Below are 20,143 nucleotides of genomic sequence, written 5' to 3'. Positions count from 1 at the left end.
ACCCCCCCCCACATCTCCACAACCACACTCCACCCGCCCGGCGGTCGCCGGGGCTCTTGTGGGGGGGGGGGGGGCCCCCCCTCTCCCCCCCCCCCCACGCTTCAACAGACCGTTGACAACAGCTCGTTGATGGGGTGTGCTCGGTACATGACCACCTCGGACCTCTTCACGGCGCCCGACCCGGGTCGGGCGCGCGCCCACCGCACCTACGAGGCGCTGCAACGGATCAGCGAGCGGCACGCCGGCTCCGACGCGCGGCGGGGGCGCTGGGCCCACCCGCACGTGCTGGACCCGTGGGAGGCGGTCGCCCTGGTCACCGCGCTCGCCGCCGGCGGCGCCGAGCGGGAGCCCGCCGAGGAGCCGGTCGACGCCGCCGACCTGACGGCCGCCCTGACCCTGCTGCCACACGTACGCGCCGAGCTGGACGCCCTGGAGGCGGGACTGCTCACCCTCGCCCGCGACCGGGGCCTGACCTGGCAGTCCATCGCGTACGGGCTGGGGCTGGGCAGCGCGCAGGCCGCCCGCCAACGCTACGAACGGGTAGCGGCCCGCTCCACGGACCAAACCCCCTGATCCCCGCGCCGATCTTGCACTTTCTGTCCCGACAGAACGGGAGATCGGTCGCGTATCGACAGCACAAACTGCAAGATCGGCGCGATGTGCGAGCGCGGGGCGCGGGGCGGGGGGCGGGGTTATGACTAGGAGGGGTTTGTGGAACGTGCGGAGATGTTGTCGTACTGCCTGGCCAAGCCGGGAGCGTGGCTGGACCGGCCGTGGGAGGACGACGAGGTGGTGAAGGTGGGCAGCCGGATCTTCGCGTTCCTCGGCAACGGCGTCGCGGCGCCCACCGTCGGCGTGAAGTGCGGCGCGACCCGCGAGATCGCCGACGAGTGGCTGCACCGCCACCCCGCCGACGCGCGCCCGATGCCGTACATCGGCCGGTCCGGCTGGAACACGCTGCGCCTCGACGGCGGGATCGACACCGACGAGCTGACCGAGGCGGTCGACTCGTCGTACGACATGGTGGTGGCCAAGCTCCCGAAGCGGGAGCGCCCGACGGCCTGAACCACCGTGGCGCCGGCGGCCCGCGCCGACGCCACGCCTGGCGTCAGCGGGGTACGACCCGCTCGGTGGCCCACTCCCGCCAGCCGGCCAGCCGGTCCGCCGCGGCGGCGAGCTGGTCGGCGACCGGACCGGGGCCGGTCGAGCCGGGGGTGGTGCGGGCCGCGAGGGCCGAGCGCACCGAGAGCACGTCACGCACGGACGGGTCGAGGTGCTCGCTGACGGCGGCCAGGTCGGCGTCGGAGACGTCCTCCAGCTCGCACTCGCGGGCCGCGCAGAGCGCCACCAACCGACCGGTGATCTCGTGCGCGTCACGGAACGGCACGTTGCGCCGGACCAGCCAGTCGGCGACCTCGGTGGCGAGGGAGAAGCCCACCGGCGCGGCCGCGACGAGCCGGTCCACCCGGACGGTCATCGTCGAGATCATCCCGGCCAGGGCCGGGAGCAGCAGCTCCAGGGTGTCGACGGCGTCGAACGCGGGCTCCTTGTCCTCCTGCATGTCCCGGTCGTACGTCATGGGCAGGCCCTTGAGCATGGTCAGCACCGTCATCAGGCCGCCGACCAACCGGCCGGACTTGCCCCGGGCCAGCTCGGCGATGTCCGCGTTCTTCTTCTGCGGCATGATCGACGAACCGGTCGCGAACGCGTCGTCCAGCTCTACCCAGCCGAACTCGTGCGACGTCCACAGCACCACCTCCTCGCCCAGGCGGGACAGGTGCACCCCGATCAGCGCGGTGGTGAAGAGGAACTCGGCCACGAAGTCCCGGTCGGCGACCGCGTCCATCGAGTTGGCGAACGACGTGCGGAAACCCAGCTCCTTGGCGACCGCCACCGGGTCCAGCGGAAGCCCCGACCCGGCGAGCGCGCCCGCGCCGAGCGGGCTGATCGCCGCCCGGTGGTCCCAGTCGCGCAGCCGCTCCAGGTCGCGCAGCAGCGGCTGCACGTGGGCCAGCAACCAGTGCCCGAAGGTGACCGGCTGGGCGTGCTGGAGGTGGGTCATACCGGGCGCGGCCGTGTCGACGTGCCGCTCGGCCTGCTCGACGAGCGCCTCGGCCAGCTCGACGACGCGGCTGGCCACACCCCGCGCGTGGTCCCGCAGGTAGAGCCGCAGGTCGGTGGCGACCTGGTCGTTGCGGGACCGACCGGCACGCAGCTTGCCGCCGAGGCTCCCCAGACGCTCCAGCAGCCCCCGTTCCAGCGCGGTGTGCACGTCCTCGTCGTCGACGGTGGGCCGGAACGCCCCCGACGCGCAGGCCGCCTCCAGGTCGTCCAGGGCCGCCAGGATGCGGCCCAGCTCCTCCGGGTCGAGCAGGCCGGCGCCGGCCAGGACCCGGGCGTGCGCCCGGGAACCCGCGATGTCGTACGGGGCCAGCCGCCAGTCGAACTGCACGCTCACCGACAGCCGGGCGAGCGCCTCGGCGGGGCCACCGGCGAACCGGCCACCCCACAGGCTCGTCCGGTTGGTGCCGGCGCTGTTCTCGGTGAGGGTCTTGTCGTCCACGCCGCCCATTGTGGTCCCCATGTTCGTCAGCCACCCATCCGGGCGGCACGGGCCGCAGCCATCCGGCTCGGCGTGCTCCACCTGTGCGCGGTCACGGTGCGCTGTCCCCTTCGACGCTGTCTTCCCGGCGGGACCAACCGGCGAGCTTGTCGCCGAGCGCGGCCCCACCGACGGTCTCACGGGCCACGACGAGAATGGTGTCGTCGCCGGCGATGGTGCCGACGACCTCGGGCAGGCCCGCCCGGTCCAACGCGCTGGCCAGGTACTGGGCCGCACCCGGCGGGGTACGCAGCACCGCGATGTTGCCGCTGGCGTCCACCCCGTTGAGCAGCTCGCGCAGCAGGCGCACCAGCCGGGCCGGGGCGGCCTCGGCGTCGCGCAGCGGCCGTTTCCCGTCCTCGGGGATCAGGTAGACGGCCGGGCCGTCGCCGCCGCGCACCTTGACCGCGCCCAACTCCTCCAGGTCGCGCGAGAGGGTCGCCTGGGTGACCCCGACGCCGTCGGCGGCGAGCAGGTCGGCCAGTTCGGTCTGCGAGCGTACGGGCCGGTCCCGGATCAGCTCGACGATCCGGGCGTGCCGGGCGGCGCGGGTCAAGGGGGCGGTCATCGTCGCTCCCCGGAGGCCGCGAGCAGGAACGCCAGCAGCGCCTTCTGGGCGTGCAGCCGGTTCTCCGCCTGGTCGAACACCGCGCTCTGCGGACCGTCGAGCACCTCGTCGGTGATCTCCTCGCCCCGGTGCGCCGGCAGGCAGTGCAGCACGATCGCGTCCGGCGCGGCGTGGTCGAGCAGCTCCTTGTTGACCTGGTACGGCAGGAACGGGGTGATGCGGTCCAAACCGTCGGCCTCCTGACCCATCGAGGTCCAGGTGTCGGTGGCCAGCACGTCGGCGTCGCGGGCCGCCTGCGCCGGGTCGGTCAGCACCCGTACCGACCCGCCGGTCCCGGCCGCGATCTCGGCGGCCCGCCGCACCACGTCCTCGTCCGGCGCGAACCCCGCCGGGCCGGCGATCCGCACGTGCATCCCGGCCATGGCCCCGGCCAGCAGGTACGACTGCGCCATGTTGTTCGCGCCGTCGCCCACATAGGCCAGGGTCCGGCCGGACGTGCCGCCGCACCGCTCCCGGATGGTCAGCAGGTCGGCCAGCAGCTGGCAGGGGTGGAACCCGTCGGTGAGCGCGTTGACCACCGGGACGGTAGCGCCGCCGGCGACCTCGGCGATCCGGTCGTCGCCGTGGGTACGCAGCACGATCGCCGCGACGTAGCGGGACAGCACCCGGCCCGCGTCGGCGAGCGTCTCGCCCCGGCCGAAGTGAGTGACCTGGGTGTCCACGACCAGCGGATGGCCGCCCAGCTCGGCGATGCCGACGTCGAACGAGATCCGCGTCCGCAGACTCTGCTTGTCGAAGAGCACCGCCACCGAGCGGGGGCCGGCCAGCGGTTGGTGGCCGAACCGATCGGCCTTCATCCGGGCCGCCAGGTCGAGCACGCTCGACTGTTCGGCGGGCGAGAGGTCGTCGTCGCGCAGGAAGTGCCGGATCATGCGGTCGTCCCCGTCGTGGTGGGCTGGGTGGAGGATTCGGTGGTCGCGGGAGCGCTCGTGCCGGCCGCCGCCGGGGCCGTCGCGTCCAGGGCCGCCGGGAGCGCGGCGAGGAACGCGTCGACCTGCTCGGTGGTGAGGATCAACGGCGGGGCGAGGCGGAGTACGCCCGGCTGCACCGGGTTGGTCAGGAAGCCGGCCTCCCGCAGCGCCTCGGCCAGGACCGTCGACACCGGCGCGGTGAGCACCACGCCGAGCAGCAACCCGGCCCCGCGTACGCCCGCGACGAGCGGGTGGTCCAGCGCCTCGATGCCCCGACGCAGCCGTTCGCCGACGCGCTTGACGTGGTCGAGCAGCCCTTCGTTGGCGATGGTAGCCACCACGGCGAGCGCGGCGGCGCAGCTCACCGGGTTGCCGCCGAAGGTCGTACCGTGCGAGCCGGGGGTGAGCAGGTCGGCGGCCCGGCCGAAGGCGAGCGTCGCGCCCAGCGGCAGCCCACCACCCAGGCCCTTGGCCAGGGTCACCACGTCGGGCTCCACGCCCTCGGCCTGGTGGGCGAACCAGTGCCCGGTACGGCCGATGCCGGTCTGCACCTCGTCGAGCACCAGCAGCGCCCCGTGCCGGGCGGTGATCCGCCGGGCCGCCGTCAGGTAGCCGGTCGGCGGTACGACCACGCCGTTCTCACCCTGGATGGGCTCCAGGATCACCATTGCGGTGGCGTCGGTGACCGCCGCCTCCAGGGCGCTCACGTCGCCGTAGTCGACGTGGGTCACCTCGCCGGGCAACGGCCGGAACGGGTCCGCCTTGGCGGGCTGACCGGTCAGGGCGAGGGCGCCCATGGTGCGACCGTGAAAGCCGCCGTTGGTGGCGACCACGTGGCTGCGCCCGGTGCGCCGGGACAGCTTGAAGGCGGTCTCGTTCGCCTCCGCGCCGGAGTTGGCGAAGAAGACCCGGCCGGCTCGGCTGCCGGCGAGCGCCAGCAGCAGCTCCGCGAGAGCCACCGGCGGCTCGGCGACGAAGAGGTTGGAGACGTGCCCCAGCGTGGCCACCTGCTTCGACACGGCGGCCACCACCGCCGGATGGGCGTGACCGAGAGCGTTCACCGCGATCCCGCCCACCAGGTCCACGTACTCGCGGCCCGCCTCGTCGACCACCACGGCGCCCGCGCCGGAGACCAGCGCCAGCGGCGGAGTTCCGTAGTTGTCCATCATGGACTGCGTCCACCGTCGCACCAGACTGCTCATGCCCCGTCCGTCCCGTCCTGCGGCACCACCATCGTTCCGAACCCTTCCGACGTGAACACCTCGAGCAACGTGGAGTGCGCCACCCGGCCGTCGACCACGTGCGCGGCCGGCACGCCCCCGCGCACGGCCCGCAGGCAGGCCTCCATCTTCGGTACCATCCCCGACTCCAGGCGGGGCAGCAGCTTGGCCAGGTCGTCCGCGGTGATCACGGAGACCAGGCTGTTGGTGTCCGGCCAGTCGGCGTACAGGCCGGCCACATCGGTGAGGACGACCAGCTTGCGGGCCCGTAGGGCGACGGCGAGCGCGGCGGCGGCGGTGTCCGCGTTGAGGTTGTGCAGGACACCGTCGACGTCCGGCGCGACCGTCGAGATCACCGGGATCCGGCCGGCGTCGATCAGGTCGGTCACCGCCGAGGTGTCCACCGACTCGACGTCGCCCACCTGGCCCACGTCGACCGGCAGCCCGTCCACGTACGCCGGGCGGCGCACCGCCGTGAACAGCCGCGCGTCCTCGCCGGAGAGGCCGACGGCGTACGGGCCGTGCGAGTTGATCAGCCCGACCAGCTCCCGCCCGACCTGCCCGACGAGCACCATCCGGACCACGTCCATCGCCTCGGCGGTCGTCACCCGCAGACCGCCCCGGAACTCGCTCTCGATGCCGAGCCGGCCCAGCATGGCCGAGATCTGCGGACCGCCGCCGTGCACCACCACGGGCTTCAGACCGGCGTACCGCAGGAACACCATGTCGGCCGCGAACGCCCGCTGCAACTCCGGCTCGGTCATGGCGTTGCCGCCGTACTTGACGACGACCGTGGAGCCGGAGAAACGCGCCAGCCAGGGCAGCGCCTCGATCAGCGTCTCCGCCTTCACCTGCGCACGGGTGAGATCACTGCTGAGATTCATGTCGAGTACGCCGAGTTCTCGTGCACGTACGCGTGGGACAGGTCGTTGGTCCAGATGGTGGCCGTCGAATCGCCCGCGCGTAGGTCGATCCGGATGCTGACGTCCCGCGCGCTGAGGTCGGCCGTCGAACGGTCCTCGGCCACCGCGCCGCCCCGGCACAGCCAGACCCCGTTGACGGCCACGTCCACCTTGTCCGGCTCGAAGGCGGCCGTGGTGGTGCCGACCGAGGCGAGGATCCGACCCCAGTTCGGGTCGTTGCCGAACAGGGCGGTCTTGACCAGGTTGCTGCGAGCGACCGAGCGGCCCACCTCGACCGCGTCGTCCTCGGTCGCGGCCCCCACGACGTCGATGGCGACCTGCTTGGTGGCGCCCTCCGCGTCGGCGATGAGCTGCTGCGCCAGGTCGTGGCAGGCCGTGGTGACCGCGGCGGCCAACTCGGCCGGGGTCGGCTCGATGCCGCTGGCGCCGCTGGACAACAGCAGCACCGTGTCATTGGTGGACATGCAGCCGTCGGAATCGACCCGGTCGAACGTCACCCGGGCCGCGGCGCGTAGCGCCTCGTCCAGGACCGCCGGCCCCGCCACCGCGTCGGTGGTGAGCACGCAGAGCATGGTGGCCATGCCCGGCGCGAGCATGCCGGAGCCCTTGGCCATGCCGCCGACCGTCCATCCACTGCCCCGGGCCACCGTGGTCTTCGGCCGGGTGTCGGTGGTCATGATGGCCTCGGCGGCGGCCAGGCCGCCGTCACGCGACAACTGCCGGATGGCGGTACGGACGCCCGGCAGCAGCTTGTCCATCGGCAACCGCTCACCGATCAACCCGGTGGAGCAGACCGCCACCTCGCCGGCCCCGAGGAGCAGCCGCGGGCTGACCGCGCTCAGCGCCGAGGCGGTGTGCTCGGCCGTGGCGTGCGTGTCCTGGAAACCGGCCGGGCCGGTGCAGGCGTTCGCGCCACCGGAGTTGAGCACCACCGCGCGGACCACGCCGCCCTGCACGACCTGCTGGCTCCAGAGCACCGGCGCGGCCTTGACCCGGTTGGTGGTGAAGACACCGGCGACACCGGCGTCCGGGCCGTCGTTGACCACCAGCGCGACGTCCGGGCCACCGCTGGCCTTCAGTCCGGCGGTCACTCCAGCGGCCCGGAACCCCCGAGGGGTGGTGACACTCACGCGACTCCCCTCCCGTTCGCGACTGCGGGACTGGGCCGCGCTGCACTCCTCGCGTTCACGGGCTGACTCCCCAGATCGACAGGCCCGTCGTCTCCGGCAGGCCGAGCATCAGGTTGGCGTTCTGCACGGCCTGGCCGGCGGCGCCCTTGCCGAGGTTGTCCAGGGCGCTGACCACGATCAGCCGACCCGAGTCGACGTCGACGGTGGCCTGCAGATGACACGAGTTGGAGCCCAGCGTGGCCGCCGTGTGCGGCCACCTCCCCTCCGGCAGCACGTGCACGAACGGCGCGTCGGCGTACGCCCGCGTCAGCACCTCCTGCGGGTCGACGCCGCGGGCCGGCACGGCGGTGACCGTGGCGAGGATGCCGCGTGGCATCGGCGCGAGGACCGGGGTGAACGACAGGCCGGTCGCCCCGGAGGCCTGCTTGATCTCGGGCACGTGCTGGTGGGTGCCGACCCGGTACGGCGACAGGTCGCCCATCACCTCGCTGCCGAGCAGGTGCGGCTTCGCCGCCCGGCCCGCGCCGGAGGTGCCCGAGGCGGCGACCACGACCACGTCGGCGGGGTTGGCCGCGCCGTCGGCGATCAGCGGCGCGAGCGCGAGGGTGATGGCGGCGGCGTAGCAACCGGTGTTCGCGACCCGGGTGGAGCCCGCGATCAGCTCCCGCTGGCCGGGCAGCTCGGGCAGGCCGTACGTCCACTGGCCGGCGTGCGTGCCGCCGTAGTACTGCGCCCAGGCGTACGGGTCGGCGAGCCGGTGGTCGGCGCCCAGGTCGACGACGCGTACCTCGGGCGGGAGCTGGGCCGCGAGGGCCGCCGACTCGCCGTGCGGCAGCGCCAGGAAGACCAGGTCGGCGTCGGCGAGGATCGACGGATCGGTCTCGCCGAACACCAGGTCGAGCCCGGTGAGCTGCGGATGCGCCACGTCGACGCGGTGCCCGGCCTGGCGGTGCGCGGTGGCGGCGACCAGCTCGAACTCCGGGTGCCCGGCGACCAGACGCAGCAGCTCACCGCCCGCGTACCCGCTCGCGCCCGCGACCGCGACTCGAATTCCCATACCCACCTCCGCATGACTATGCAGAGGAGACTAGCAAGAGTGATTGTTTCCTGCAAGTTAATACAGCCTACTGCATGGTGATGAAGGCCGGTGTCGGTCGGCGCAGGGTGGCGTCCTCCACCCGGGCGTTCCAGCAGAGGACGCCCCGCTGTCAGCTCGACTGCTCGGACAACCCGTGCTGGCGCTCGTACGTCCGCAGGGCGGCGTCCCACGCCTCCGTGTACTCGCTCGGCCCCATACCGAGATCCCCGTGCCCCCGAACCGCCTCGCGCAGCAGTCTCACGAGTTCGGGCACGGCCTCCCGACGCTCCTGGACGTACCGACCGAACACCTCGGCGAACTGCTCGCTTGTCAACCGCGCCGCGTGCGAGGTGACGGGATCGTCCTCGAGATTCTGCAGCACGGCACACCAGCGACGAGTCAGCTCATCCGCCTGGGCCGCCCGGATCTTCTGCAACTCGTGATCACACTCAAGCCGAATCCGATCCTCCCAGTACGGCCGGAGCCGCTCACGCACCCGCTCGTCGGGACTGACGCGGACGAGCACCCCGAAGTGCGGCGAACCCTCACGCGGCCAGCGCTGACCACCGAGCAGACTGTTCAGCGCACGTTCGAGGTCGTGCGAACGGTGGGGCTCGTGTTCACGTGCCAGGTCCACCGCCCGTTCCCGGACGATCCCGCCAGCCCACCCCAGATACCGCTCGGCGCGAAACCGAAGCTCCTCGTAGGTCATGTTCTGCGCCGTCCAGTTGTAGACGGTGTGCAGGCGGAAGTCGTAAGCGTCCCCCTTCGCCGGCACCAGGATCGGCACCGGGACGTCCTGCCGGAATGTCACGGTGGCTGGGACGATCGGCGCAGGTGGGGCCGGCGGAAGCGGGGGCTCGGTCGGCGGGAAGAACGCATGCCACCAGCGGCGGCGTTCCACCTGCCCAGGTACGGGTGCTCTCGTGCCGGGGCCACCGACAGGGCCTGCGCTCATCGCGTCTCCTCATCGATCAGTAGTTGTACGTCGTCGAGCAGGTCGTGGTGTGGCATCACCGGACGCCACACGTGGTGAAGCTGATGGTTCAGGCGATGACGCAGCGCGGGCTGTCCGGCGATGACGTGACGCAGCAGGTCAAGGCAGTGGCCGGCGACGACCGGCTGCTGGTCCGCCCGGTCCAACCAGAAGCCAAGGGTTCGCCACGATCGGTACGCCGTTCTTGGCAGGCTGAGAGCGGTCGCCCAGACGACGGCAAGGTCGGCCAGTTCGATCGTTCGCTGGTCCACCAGGTGCAGCAGCTCCGGCCAGTGCTCTCGGGGCGGTTCAGCCCAGCGGTCCGCAAGTACCCGCAGGGTCCGCGCCGCGTGGAGTCGCACCTCAGGATCGGCCGACGAGGTCCAGTCCACCAGGGCCGGCAATACGCTCGCCGCGTGACCGTTGCGGTACACCTCGACCAGCCCTCGTACGACGGAGTTGTTCCGCCGCTGCATCCGGGCCTGCGCAACCTGACGCAGTTGGACCAGCGCCGACTCCGGCCAGAGCCGGGCCAGCCCGAGGCTGTACGCACGGGCCACGGTGTCCCGTAGGTGAGCTGCTGAACCGGCTACCCACTGATCGAGTTCGGCCCGAATCCGAGTACGCAACCCAGGCTGCATCGCCATGGCGACCAGGACGATCGCTGCGGCCTGCCGAACCCCTGCCCGCCGTTCCCGGGCCAGTTCCCCCACGGCGTCGAGGGCTGCCTGCACATCGCGTGTCGCAGACCAACCGATGGCGCCCGCTGCGGCCTGTCGGACCGCCGGAGAGTCTCCGCGGATCAGGTCTGCCAACCAGTCGAGCAACTGCTTGGGCGACCACCACTCCGTCCACGCGACGTCCAGTAACACCGACCGGAGTGGCTGGGCGCCGGGCGAGAAGTCGATCCGGCACCCACCTGGTACGCGCGGGTCGGTCAGCCGTGTGACGGCCTGGCCCAGTGTCGACCCCAACAGTGCGTCGAGCATCGAACCCCGAAAAGGGGCGCCGGTCGAGGCGGGTTCCTGGAAGTCGAACCGGGCCAGACGCTGAGCTGCCTGGTGTATCTCGGTCACGGGCTGCCCGGCAAGGACGGCACAGGACAGGCGGAAGGCCCGCACCTCGTCGTGAGGGAACGCGTCGACCTCCTCGCCGCGGCGTCGCACGTCGAGGATCTCGGCCGCGCGCTCCCGTAGTTGGAGCGGCAGAAACTGCTCCAGCCGCTCAGCCAGCGCGCCGCCCTTCGGAACCGTCCGAGCGATCGTCGCGACAATCGCGATGACGTCGCCGGGTCGAGTTTCGCTGGCCAGGTAGGCCGATAGCAGTGGATGCCCGACGCAGTCCTCATCCACGTATCGCTCTACGCAACGCCCCTCGCACGTGCCTGTGCACCAGCCGACGCACTGCCCTGTGAGCTGTTGGCGAAGCTGCGCCCTAAACACCTCGGCCGCCGGGGCCGAACGGTGTTCGACGATGTGGCCGACTAAATCGTGCTTTCGTCGGGAGAAGTCCCCGACCAGAATGAGCGTGCTGCCGGAGGTCTCGGCCCGGGCCGCCAACGCCACGAGCGTGAACCCGTCCACCTCGCGAACAGCCGCCTCGTTCAGCCGGAGCACGTAACCGTGCCCGGCGGGCAACGGTGCGTCCACGCCGAGCAGGTCGGCCAACTGGTCGACACCGAGTACGCGGACCCGCTCGAACCCGTGTCTCCGGGCCACCGCCAGGGTGGCTGAGGTGAACCGTCCGCTTCCAACCGAGCCGGAGAGGCAGACCAGGTGGTGATGCTGGAGTTGGTGGTCAAGCCGCCGATCACTCGGCGCGTCGGCATACCTGCCCGCAGTCTCACGAAGACCGGCCTCGACAAGGGTTTGGAACCAGACGCGCCCTGCGCCGTCGGATCGTCCGGCGGTGACGTTGACCGTTCCGATGGCGACGGCGCCAGGGCCGGTGGCGTTCTGTCCCTGAACCCGAACATCGCCGACATCGATCGTCGAACCGCCCAGCAGGCCAGCCAGCCTACGCAGCACGTCCCCGGGATCCAGGAGGTCTTCCGGATCGTCCTCCTCCGGTGGTTCCTCGGCCGGCTCCGCAGGAGAGACCGGCTCATCCTCGCCGTCGAGGGACTCCACCGCGACAGGCGAGCCGTCCCGGGGTCCGCGAACCGCGCCATACACGACGTCACCGTGTGGGCCATCGCCGGAGGCATCCTCCAACACGTCGTGCCAAGGGTCGTCCAGGTCCCCCGGACTGTCGGCGGAGACAGGGGCGTACCGACCGCTCATCGGGGATCGCCTCTACCCGTACCGAAGTTCGCGTCGCGGCCGACCGAGCCGATCGCCGTCGCGCCCGGACCGATCGCGTTCTGCCCCTTGACCCGGATGTCCCCGGTACGAATCCCGCCGTGATCCGTGGGGCTCTCCGCAGTCTGCCCAGGGCCGTGCTCGGTGGGCGACGGGACGACCGGGATCGTGGTGCCGTTGATGTCCTCGTCCACCACGCACAGCCAGGCGTCCTCGCGGAATTCCTTGTCCGGGTGGGCCACCTCGATCCGAACGAACCGCTCCGGCCGCATCTCCTCCGGGTACTCGGTGACCACATCACGAAAGATCTCGGTCGAGACGACAAGCGCGACGCCGGCATCAGGGAAGGCGGCCAGCGCCTGCTTGACCGGAGCGGCCTCGCACAAGCGACAGACGAACACCACGGCGTTGCCCGGGAAGCCGTTCGCACCGTCCAGGTGCACCAGCCCCTGGTGCACTGCAACCCGGAGCCGGATCTTTGCAGCCGGGAGACGGCTGCTGTTGTGGTGGCGTAGCCGCCGGTTCAGCTCCGGAACGAACCTGCCGATCACCCGCGACTCGGACACCTCACGAGGCACGATCGCCAGCTCGCCGTCGCCCGCCTGCTGAGTCGTCCAGGCCACCCGGTCGAGACCGACAGCTTCGGCGGCCTCGTGCAGCAGCTCTCGGAAGTGCCGCTGCGCCTCGTACTGTTGGACGTTGCCGCGTCTGCTGTACCGCTCCATATCCACGGAGATCAACAGCCGCCGCTCGGGATGTCGCATCCAACTTCCGCCCTTCTTCATCCGGCTTGCCCCGCGGGCAAGCACCGCAGGAGCCATCGAACCGGTATGCGCGGACCGGAATCCCGTAGAACTACGGCATCCCAGGCGGAAGTCGAGAACCCGTCATCCCGTCCTGCTGAGGGATCACCCAGCCACCCACGCGCTGTGCTTGTCGCATGAGGACGGATCTGCTTGACCTGCTGCTCAGCCTCGGGTTACCCCCGATGGTGGTGTTGGCCCTGACAGCGGTTCGCCTGTTGATCGAGGTGTTGGTCGAAGCAGGGGCATCGCGCTACGCGCAGGAACCGCTACGCTTCGGCGGCTGTCCCTGGAGAAGGAGGCTGCGGGTGCTACGACCACGCGACCTGGCCGGCGACACGTGGCCCTACGGCACGTTCCTGCAACGGCTCGCTCCACGGGAGCGGACGGCGCTACTGCGGTTGGGTGTCCGTCGTCAGGTCCCCGCCGGGCAGATCGTGATCCACGAGGGCGTACGGGAGACCCATCTCGTACTCCTCGAAGAGGGCCTCACCAAGGTCACCGCCACGCTGCCGGATGGCCGGCCCGCTCTCCTGTCGCTCCGCGTCGGAGGCGACCTCGTGGGCGAGATGTCCGCGCTCAACAACGAACCCCGCTCCGCTACGGTGACGACCTGCGGTCCGGCGATCTACAGCGTGATCCAGCCGGACCGTTTCAAACGGTTCCTCAAGGAGCACCCGGACGCGGCTCTCGAACTCGCTGCGATGGTCTCCGACCGGCTGCGCTGGTCCAACCGACGACGGATCGACTTCACCTCGTACCCGGTGAAACTGCGGGTGGCCCGGGTGATCGCCGACCTCTGCCGCAGCCACGGTCGACAGGGACCGGACGGCGTCATCATCGACGTTCGACTTACGCAGCCCGACCTGGCAACCATCTGCGGCGCCTCCGAGACCGCCATTCAGAAGGCCCTGCGAGAGCTGCGATCGGACGGATTGGTCGACACCGACTACCGTCGGATCACCGTCTGTGATCTACCGGGCCTGCGCGAACTCGGCGAGCTGGAGTCCGGCGACGGCTGACGGGCCCTCTCCCCCGCGCAAGGGGGAGAGGGCCCGTCAGCTGTGTCAGGCGCCGCGCAGGGTCGCGCCGAAGCGGTCGGCCGCGACGGCGACCGCCGCGTCCCGGGCGGCCAGCGCCTCCTCGACGGTCAGCGTCCGGTCCGGGGCGCGGAACGTCAGCTTGTACGCCAGCGACCGGCGACCCTCGCCGAGCTGCGCGCCGGAGTACACGTCGAACAGTCGCACGTCCTCCAACAGCTCGCCGGCGCCCGCCTCCAGCGCCCGACGCACCTGTTCGGCCGGGACCGACTCGTCCAGCACCAACGCCACGTCGATCAACGCCGGCGGGAACCCGGACACTGTCGGCGCGGGAACCACCGGCACCGGCGGCAGCACGTCCAGGTCCAGGTCCAGCTCCATGGCGCAGGTGCGGCGGGGCAGTTCCAGGGCCGCCACCGCCGCCGGGTGCAGCTCACCGGCGTATCCGACGACGGTGTCGTCGACCCGCAGCTCGGCGCAGCGGCCCGGGTGCCACGGCGCGTGCTCGGCGGCCCGTACCTCGACCCGCTCGTCGGGGATGCCGGCGGCGGCCAGCACGTCCCGGGCCGCCTCGATGGCGTCGGCCCACCCGGCCGGGCGGCCCGCGCCCCACCAGCCGGCCGGGTCCAGGTCACCGGCGAGTACCGCCGCGACGTGCACCGGTTGGGCCGGCACGACCGCGTCGGCGGCGGCGAACTCCTCGTCGGTGGGTCGCCGGTCCACGCCCATCGCCGGCGGGCTGCCGGCGTCGGGGCGCGGGTGGAAGACCGCGCCGATCTCGTAGAGGGCGAGGTCGCGGTGACCCCGGCCGAGGTTGCGCTTGAGGATGCCGAGCAGCGGGCCGAGCAGCGTGGTGCGCAGCAGCGGCTCCTCCTCGGACAGCGGGTTGGCGAGGCGCACCGCGGGTCGGCGCGGGTCGTCGGCCGGCAGTCCGAGCTGGTCGGCCAGCTCCGGGGAGACGAAGGGGTGCGCGAGCACCTCCACGTACCCCCGCTCGGCCAGCGACCATGCGACGGCCCGGCGGCGACGCTGGCGCGGGGTCAGGCCGTTCCCGGGCGGCGCGGTCGGCAGCACCGACGGCACCTTGTCGTACCCGTCGAGGCGGACGACCTCCTCGACCAGGTCGGCCGGGTCGGTCAGGTCGGGCCGCCAGCTCGGCGGGGTGACGCTCAGCGCCGACCCGGCGCCGCTGGCCGTGCCGACCGCGCCCGGGTCCTCGGAGAGCCGGTCCGCGCCCTGCGCGACCGTGCAGCCCACCTGCTCCAGCAGGGCGACGACCCGCGCGGGCGGGTACTCGACGCCGACCCGCCGGGTCGGCAGGTCCGCCGGCAGGGTGATGGGCGTACGCGGCCGGACGTGGTCGATGTCCAGGATCTCGGCGCTCGGAGCGCCGCCACCGTGCTCGGTGAGCAGCCGCACGGCCCGCTCCAGCGCGACCAGCGGCACCGCCGGGTCGACGCCCCGCTCCCAGCGCTTCGCGGCCTCGCTGAACAGCTTGTGCCGGCGGGCCGTGCGCCCGACCATGGCCGGGTCCCAGTGGGCGGCCTCGAAAAGCACGTTTGTGGTCTTTCCGGTGTCGACCTCGCTGGTCTCGCCGCCCATCACCGCCGCGAGCGAGATCGGGCCAGTGTCGTCGCAGATGACCATGTCGTCGGCGGTGAGCACCCGGCTGACACCGTCCAGGGTGGTCAGCTTCTCCCCCGCCTCGGCACGGCGGACCACCAGCGGGCCGGCGATCCGGTCGGCGTCGAAGGCGTGCATCGGCTGGCCCAGCTCCAACATCACGTAGTTGGTGATGTCGACGGGCAGCGAGATGCTGCGGATGCCGGCGGTGACGAGCCGCTGGGCCATCCACGACGGCGTGGGCGCGGCCGGGTCGACGCCCCGCACCAGGCGGGCGGCGTACCGGTCACAGCCGACCGTGTCGCGGACCTCGACCGGGTACGCCGGCGTCGGCGTACCGCCCGGCGCTGGCGCCATCCCCGGGTCGCGCAGCGGCACGTCGAACGCGTGCGACAGCTCCCGGGCCAGGCCGCGCAGGCTCAGCGCGTACCCCCGGTCCGGGGTGATCTCCAGCTCGAACACGACGTCGTCGAGGCCCACGACGGACCGTGCGTCGTCACCCGGCTTGGCGGTCACCTCCGGCGGCAGCACGATGATGCCCGAGTGGTCGTCGCCCAGGCCCAGCTCCCTGGCCGAGCAGATCATGCCGGCCGAGTTGTGCCCGTACGTCTTGCGCGCGCCGATCGCGAACCCGCCGGGCAGCACGCCGCCGGGCAGGATCACTACGACCCGGTCGCCGACGGCGAAGTTGCGCGCCCCGCAGACGATCTCCTGCGGCTCGCCGGTGCCGTTGGCGGCGCCCACGTCCACCCGGCAGAACCGGATCGGCTTCTTGAAGCCGGTCAGCTCCTCGATCTCGCGTACCTCGCCGACGACGAGCTGACCGGTGACGCTCGCGCGCAGGTCCTGCACGGACTCGACCTCGATACCGAGGTCGACCAGAGCCTGCTCCAGATCGCCGGTGGGCAGGTCGGCGGGGAGGTCGACGTACTCCCGCAGCCAACTGACAGAAACTCGCATGACTTCAGACCACCGTTCCCGTGTCTCGTACCCGCATCGCCCTACGCCCCGGTCCCGAGCGCGCGGCTGAACCGCACGTCGCCCTCGAAGAGATGGCGGATGTCGCTGACCCCGTGCCGGACCATCAGGGTCCGGTCGATGCCCATGCCGAAGGCGAAGCCGGAGTAGACCTCCGGGTCGACCCCGCAGGCGCGCAGCACCCGGGGGTTGACCATCCCGCAGCCACCCCACTCGACCCACTGCGGACCGTCGCGGTGCTCCGGGAACCACACGTCGAACTCCGCCGACGGCTCGGTGAACGGGAAGTAGTGCGGCCGCCACCGGGTCTTCGCCTCCGGGCCGAACATCGCCCGCGCGAAGTGGTCGAGGGTGCCCCGCAGGTGCGCCATCGTGATGCCCTTGTCGACCACCAGGCCTTCGGCCTGGTGGAACACCGGGCTGTGGGTGGCGTCGATCTCGTCGGTGCGGTAGACCCGGCCGGGCACGATCACGTAGATCGGTGGCTTGCGGCTGAGCATGGTGCGGGTCTGCACCGTCGACGTGTGCGTTCGTAAAACAAGCCCGGAGCCCGCGGACCCATCAGGGGATGCGATGTGGAAGGTGTCCATCAGCCCGCGCGCCGGGTGGTCGGCGGGGATGTTCAACGCGTCGAAGTTGACCCACTCCAGGTCGACCTCGGGCCCCTCGGCCACCTCGTAACCCATCCCGACGAACAGGTCGCTGATCGACTCCATCAGCGTGCTCAGCGGGTGCCGGGCACCACGAGGACGCCGGGCGTACGGCAATGTGACGTCCACCCGCTCCTCCACGAGCACCCGCGCGGCCTGCTCGCGCTCCACCACCTCGGCGCGCTCGGCGTACGCGGTCTCGATCGCCCGGCGGGCCTCGTTGACCCGCTTGCCGGCGTCGGACTTCGCGGCCGGCGGCAACGCGCCGATCTCCCGGCGCGCGAGGGACACCGGAGACCGGTCACCGAGGTGCGCGGGGCGCAGCGCGGTCAACGCGTCCGGGTCGGCGGCGTCGTCGAACGCCTTCGTGGCGTCGGCGACGGCCTCGGCCAGGGCGGCCGGGTCGAGCAGGGCGACCTGCTTCGGGTCGTACGGATCGTTGCGGTAGCTCATGGCGTACGGGCACTCCCTCACGGCGGCGCCAGCCCGTCATCGGGGCGGCGAAGCGAGTCTACGGACGCGCGGCTGCGCCGCAGCCCGCCGGTAGGAGTTGCGCAGGGAGCAGGTCAGGCCCGCCGCCCGCCGACACCGGCGGGCTGGCTAAACGAACGCCGTGGCACGTTCATGGACGGACGCTCTCCCCTGCTGTCAGTCGCGCCGGGTGTAGACACCCTCAGCGCTGTGCTCTCGCTGAAGCGTACAGGCAGACGGCCGCCGCGGCAGCCAGGTTGAGGCTCTCGGCGCGCCCGTACAGCGGCACCCGCACCCGGGCGTCGGCGGCAGCGGTCAACGCCTCGGGCAGCCCGTGCGCCTCGGAACCGAACAGCCAGGCGGTGGGCCCGACGAGCCGGCCGTAGTCGGTCAGATCATCCAGGTCGCTGTCGCCGTACCCGGTGGTGGCGAAGATCGACAGCCCGGCGGCGCGCAGCGCGTCGACCACCGCGACCGGATCGGGCGCGCGCACCACGTCGACGTGGAACAGGCTGCCGGCGGAGGCGCGGACACACTTGCCGTTGTACGGGTCGACGGCGTCGCCGGCGAAGATCACCGCGCTCGCGCCGGCCGCGTCGGCGGTGCGCAGCACGGTGCCGGCGTTACCCGGGTCGCGGATCTCGGCGAGCACCGCCACCAGGCGGGGAGCACCCGCGAGGGCCTGCTCCAGCGGCACGTCCAGGTGCCGGCAGACGGCGACGAGCCCCTGCGGGGCGACCGTCTCGGCCAGGGCCGCGAGGGCGTCGTCGGTCACCTCGGAGACCGGCACGTCGGCCCGGGCCGCCGTGGCGGCCAGCTCCGGGTGCCGATCCAGCGCGGTGGTCGTACCAAAAAGCTCGGTGACCACCCCCGACCGCGCCAGGGCCTCGCGGACCGCCTGCGGGCCCTCGGCCAGGAACCGGCCGGCGGCGTCGCGGTCCCGGCGGCGTTGCAGGCGGCGGGCGGCGACAACCCTGGGGGTACGGGGGGTGAAGGCCATGGGGTTTGCTCCTTCGGCACGATCGAGGCGCCCCCCGGACGGCGGTGCCGACGCGGGAGACGCCTCTCTCTGGTGCGTGGGGATCAGGCGGCCTGAGCCGCCGCGCCGCCGGTGCCCTCGGCCGTGACCGCAGCCCGAGCCAGCTCGACGATCGCCGCGAACGAGGCGGCGTCGTTGACGGCCATGTCGGCCAGGATCTTGCGGTCGACCTCGATGCCGGCCAGACGCAGGCCCTGGATCAGGCGGTTGTAGGTCATCCCGTTGGCCCGGGCGCCCGCGTTGATCCGCTGGATCCACAGCTGCCGGAAGTCGCCCTTGCGGTCACGACGGTCCCGGTAGGCGTACTGCATCGAGTGCAGCACCTGCTCCTTGGCCTTGCGGTACAGCCGGGAGCGCTGGCCGCGGTAACCACTCGCGGTCTCCAGCAGGGTACGACGCTTCTTCTGGGCGTTTACAGCCCGCTTGACGCGTGCCATCTCAACTCCTTCTTACGTAAAGGTGGCGCGCGTCAGCGGCCGAGCAGCTTCTTGATGCGCTTGACGTCGGCCTTGGCCAGCACGACCGTGCCGGTCAGCCGGCGGGTCTGGGTGGAGGGCTTCTTCTCCAGGTTGTGGCGCAGGCCGGCCTGCTGGGCAACGACCTTGCCCTTGCCGGTCAGCTTGACCCGCTTACCCATACCCGTGTGGCTCTTCATCTTCGGCATGTGGAACGTCTTCTCCCCTGTTACTCGCCGCTGGTGGCGGCGGTGCCGGTGTCGCCGGCTGCTGCGGTCTCGCCGACCGCCGCGGTCTCATCGGCTGCCGGAGCGGCGGACTCGTCCCCGACCCGGTCCCGAGGACCACCGCGCGACGCCGTGGCGGCGACCGCGGAAGCCTTGACGGCCCGGTGCGGAGCGAGAACCATGATCATGTTTCGGCCGTCCTGCTTGGGAGCGGCTTCGACGTATCCCAGATCCGTGATCTCGGACTCGAGCCGGCGCAGGAGCCGGTAACCCAGCTCCGGGCGGCTCTGCTCGCGACCGCGGAACATGATCGTCACCTTGACCTTGTCGCCCGCCTTGAGGAACCGCACCACGTGACCCTTCTTGGTCTCGTAGTCGTGCGGGTCGATCTTCGGCCGAAGCTTCATTTCCTTGATGACGGTCTGCTGCTGGTTACGCCGCGCTTCGCGCGCCTTGAGTGCGCTCTCGTACTTGAACTTGCCGAAGTCCATGAGCTTGCACACCGGCGGGCGCGCCATCGGCGCAACCTCGACCAGGTCCAGATCGACGTCCGCGGCCAGCTGAAGGGCGCGCTCCAGCGGGACGATGCCCACCTGCTCACCCTCTGGGCCGACCAGTCGGACCTCACGTGCCCGGATCTGCTCGTTCACGCGTGGTTCGACGCTGATGGGGCCTCCTCGAGTCGTTTCTGCTCAGGTGCCGACCCCTGCGGCTCCCGGGAGGGACCCGACTTGGAAAACAGAAGGCCCTGGCGCATGCCAGGGCCCGCTCGACCGGTCGGCACGATCACAGGATCGCGCATCCGGGACCGGGACATGCCCGGAACCGGTGACCGGACCCGGCCACCGTAGCGGCGACTCGGGTGGGAGCAGGCGCTCCGCTTTCGAGGCTGTCTGCTCGCATGCGGAGACAGCCTGGTCGACTCGACAACACTACACCGCCGCCCCGCCCACCCCCAAACCGGACACCCCGGCTGGCGCAGGCACCGTCCGGCGGGCGCGGGGCGCGGGGCGCGGGGCGCGGGGCGCGGGGCGCGGGGCGCGGGGCGCGGGGCGCGGGGCGCGGGGCGCGGGGCGCGGGGCGCGGGGC

Annotated in this window: 19 protein-coding genes; 3 read left to right on the top strand and 16 right to left on the bottom strand. The window is 71.9% G+C overall.

Annotated features, from left to right (window positions below; translation table 11 throughout):
• Positions 1 to 147 precede the first annotated feature (147 nt).
• On the top strand, positions 148 to 573 hold the full coding sequence (locus tag AB0J36_RS32860) for a DNA-binding protein (protein WP_357134704.1): 426 nt from the start codon (positions 148 to 150) through the stop codon (positions 571 to 573).
• A 138-nt stretch (positions 574 to 711) separates the two neighbouring features.
• The gene (locus AB0J36_RS32855) at positions 712 to 1,065 is read left to right on the top strand and encodes an MmcQ/YjbR family DNA-binding protein (protein ID WP_357134706.1); all 354 of its coding nucleotides are present in this window, start codon (positions 712 to 714) and stop codon (positions 1,063 to 1,065) included.
• Positions 1,066 to 1,108: 43 nt separating this feature from the next.
• On the opposite strand, the gene argH is transcribed toward AB0J36_RS32855, so the two are convergent.
• The 10 genes from argH to AB0J36_RS32805 form a co-directional block, all read right to left on the bottom strand.
• Positions 1,109 to 2,572: an argininosuccinate lyase gene (gene argH / locus AB0J36_RS32850; protein WP_357134728.1), complete on the bottom strand. Its 1,464-nt coding sequence runs from the start codon at positions 2,570 to 2,572 to the stop codon at positions 1,109 to 1,111.
• Positions 2,573 to 2,654: 82 nt separating this feature from the next.
• Positions 2,655 to 3,170 (bottom strand): arginine repressor, encoded by a 516-nt coding sequence (locus tag AB0J36_RS32845; protein WP_357134708.1) that lies wholly within the window; start codon positions 3,168 to 3,170, stop codon positions 2,655 to 2,657.
• Positions 3,167 to 4,102, bottom strand: a complete 936-nt coding sequence (gene argF / locus AB0J36_RS32840; RefSeq protein WP_357134710.1) for an ornithine carbamoyltransferase — start codon at positions 4,100 to 4,102, stop codon at positions 3,167 to 3,169. Before argF ends, AB0J36_RS32845 begins: the two co-directional genes overlap by 4 nt.
• The gene (locus AB0J36_RS32835) at positions 4,099 to 5,343 is read right to left on the bottom strand and encodes an acetylornithine transaminase (RefSeq protein ID WP_357134713.1); all 1,245 of its coding nucleotides are present in this window, start codon (positions 5,341 to 5,343) and stop codon (positions 4,099 to 4,101) included. The genes argF and AB0J36_RS32835 overlap by 4 nt, the downstream gene beginning before the upstream one ends.
• Positions 5,340 to 6,245 carry an acetylglutamate kinase gene (argB, locus tag AB0J36_RS32830; protein WP_357134714.1) on the bottom strand — a complete coding sequence of 302 codons (906 nt, stop codon included), beginning with the start codon at positions 6,243 to 6,245 and terminating at the stop codon, positions 5,340 to 5,342. Before argB ends, AB0J36_RS32835 begins: the two co-directional genes overlap by 4 nt.
• Positions 6,242 to 7,414 (bottom strand): bifunctional glutamate N-acetyltransferase/amino-acid acetyltransferase ArgJ, encoded by a 1,173-nt coding sequence (gene argJ / locus AB0J36_RS32825; protein WP_357398041.1) that lies wholly within the window; start codon positions 7,412 to 7,414, stop codon positions 6,242 to 6,244. The genes argB and argJ overlap by 4 nt, the downstream gene beginning before the upstream one ends.
• A 55-nt stretch (positions 7,415 to 7,469) precedes the next feature.
• The gene (gene argC, locus AB0J36_RS32820; protein ID WP_357134718.1) at positions 7,470 to 8,471 is read right to left on the bottom strand and encodes an N-acetyl-gamma-glutamyl-phosphate reductase; all 1,002 of its coding nucleotides are present in this window, start codon (positions 8,469 to 8,471) and stop codon (positions 7,470 to 7,472) included.
• Positions 8,472 to 8,622: 151 nt separating this feature from the next.
• Positions 8,623 to 9,450, bottom strand: a complete 828-nt coding sequence (locus AB0J36_RS32815) for a hypothetical protein (protein WP_357175919.1) — start codon at positions 9,448 to 9,450, stop codon at positions 8,623 to 8,625.
• On the bottom strand, positions 9,447 to 11,597 hold the full coding sequence (locus tag AB0J36_RS32810; RefSeq protein WP_363661529.1) for a HEAT repeat domain-containing protein: 2,151 nt from the start codon (positions 11,595 to 11,597) through the stop codon (positions 9,447 to 9,449). Before AB0J36_RS32810 ends, AB0J36_RS32815 begins: the two co-directional genes overlap by 4 nt.
• A 149-nt stretch (positions 11,598 to 11,746) precedes the next feature.
• The gene (locus tag AB0J36_RS32805; protein ID WP_357398035.1) at positions 11,747 to 12,532 is read right to left on the bottom strand and encodes a hypothetical protein; all 786 of its coding nucleotides are present in this window, start codon (positions 12,530 to 12,532) and stop codon (positions 11,747 to 11,749) included.
• A gap of 176 nt (positions 12,533 to 12,708) precedes the next feature.
• Between AB0J36_RS32805 and AB0J36_RS32800 the strand changes: the two genes are divergently transcribed.
• Positions 12,709 to 13,593, top strand: a complete 885-nt coding sequence (locus AB0J36_RS32800) for a Crp/Fnr family transcriptional regulator (protein ID WP_357398033.1) — start codon at positions 12,709 to 12,711, stop codon at positions 13,591 to 13,593.
• Positions 13,594 to 13,638: 45 nt separating this feature from the next.
• Here AB0J36_RS32800 and pheT read toward each other — a convergent pair whose 3' ends face one another.
• The 6 genes from pheT to infC form a co-directional block, all read right to left on the bottom strand.
• Positions 13,639 to 16,194: a phenylalanine--tRNA ligase subunit beta gene (gene pheT / locus AB0J36_RS32795; protein ID WP_357398030.1), complete on the bottom strand. Its 2,556-nt coding sequence runs from the start codon at positions 16,192 to 16,194 to the stop codon at positions 13,639 to 13,641.
• Positions 16,195 to 16,235: 41 nt separating this feature from the next.
• On the bottom strand, positions 16,236 to 17,315 hold the full coding sequence (gene pheS, locus AB0J36_RS32790; protein WP_357134722.1) for a phenylalanine--tRNA ligase subunit alpha: 1,080 nt from the start codon (positions 17,313 to 17,315) through the stop codon (positions 16,236 to 16,238).
• A gap of 220 nt (positions 17,316 to 17,535) precedes the next feature.
• A complete protein-coding gene (locus AB0J36_RS32785; RefSeq protein ID WP_357175903.1) occupies positions 17,536 to 18,333 on the bottom strand; it encodes an RNA methyltransferase in 798 nt (265 codons plus the stop codon).
• Between the two features lie 83 nt (positions 18,334 to 18,416).
• On the bottom strand, positions 18,417 to 18,809 hold the full coding sequence (gene rplT, locus AB0J36_RS32780) for a 50S ribosomal protein L20 (protein WP_007458417.1): 393 nt from the start codon (positions 18,807 to 18,809) through the stop codon (positions 18,417 to 18,419).
• A gap of 32 nt (positions 18,810 to 18,841) precedes the next feature.
• Entirely contained in the window at positions 18,842 to 19,036 is a 195-nt protein-coding gene (gene rpmI / locus AB0J36_RS32775; RefSeq protein ID WP_355053110.1) for a 50S ribosomal protein L35, read from the bottom strand.
• 20 nt (positions 19,037 to 19,056) lie between these two features.
• Positions 19,057 to 19,704 (bottom strand): translation initiation factor IF-3, encoded by a 648-nt coding sequence (gene infC, locus AB0J36_RS32770; RefSeq protein WP_355053109.1) that lies wholly within the window; start codon positions 19,702 to 19,704, stop codon positions 19,057 to 19,059.
• Positions 19,705 to 20,143 lie beyond the last annotated feature (439 nt).

Source organism: Micromonospora sp. NPDC049662, from assembly GCF_040675055.1.
GTDB lineage: Bacteria > Actinomycetota > Actinomycetes > Mycobacteriales > Micromonosporaceae > Micromonospora.
The sequence above is the reverse complement of the archived record's forward strand: the minus strand, read 5'-3'. Positions and strand labels throughout refer to the sequence as shown.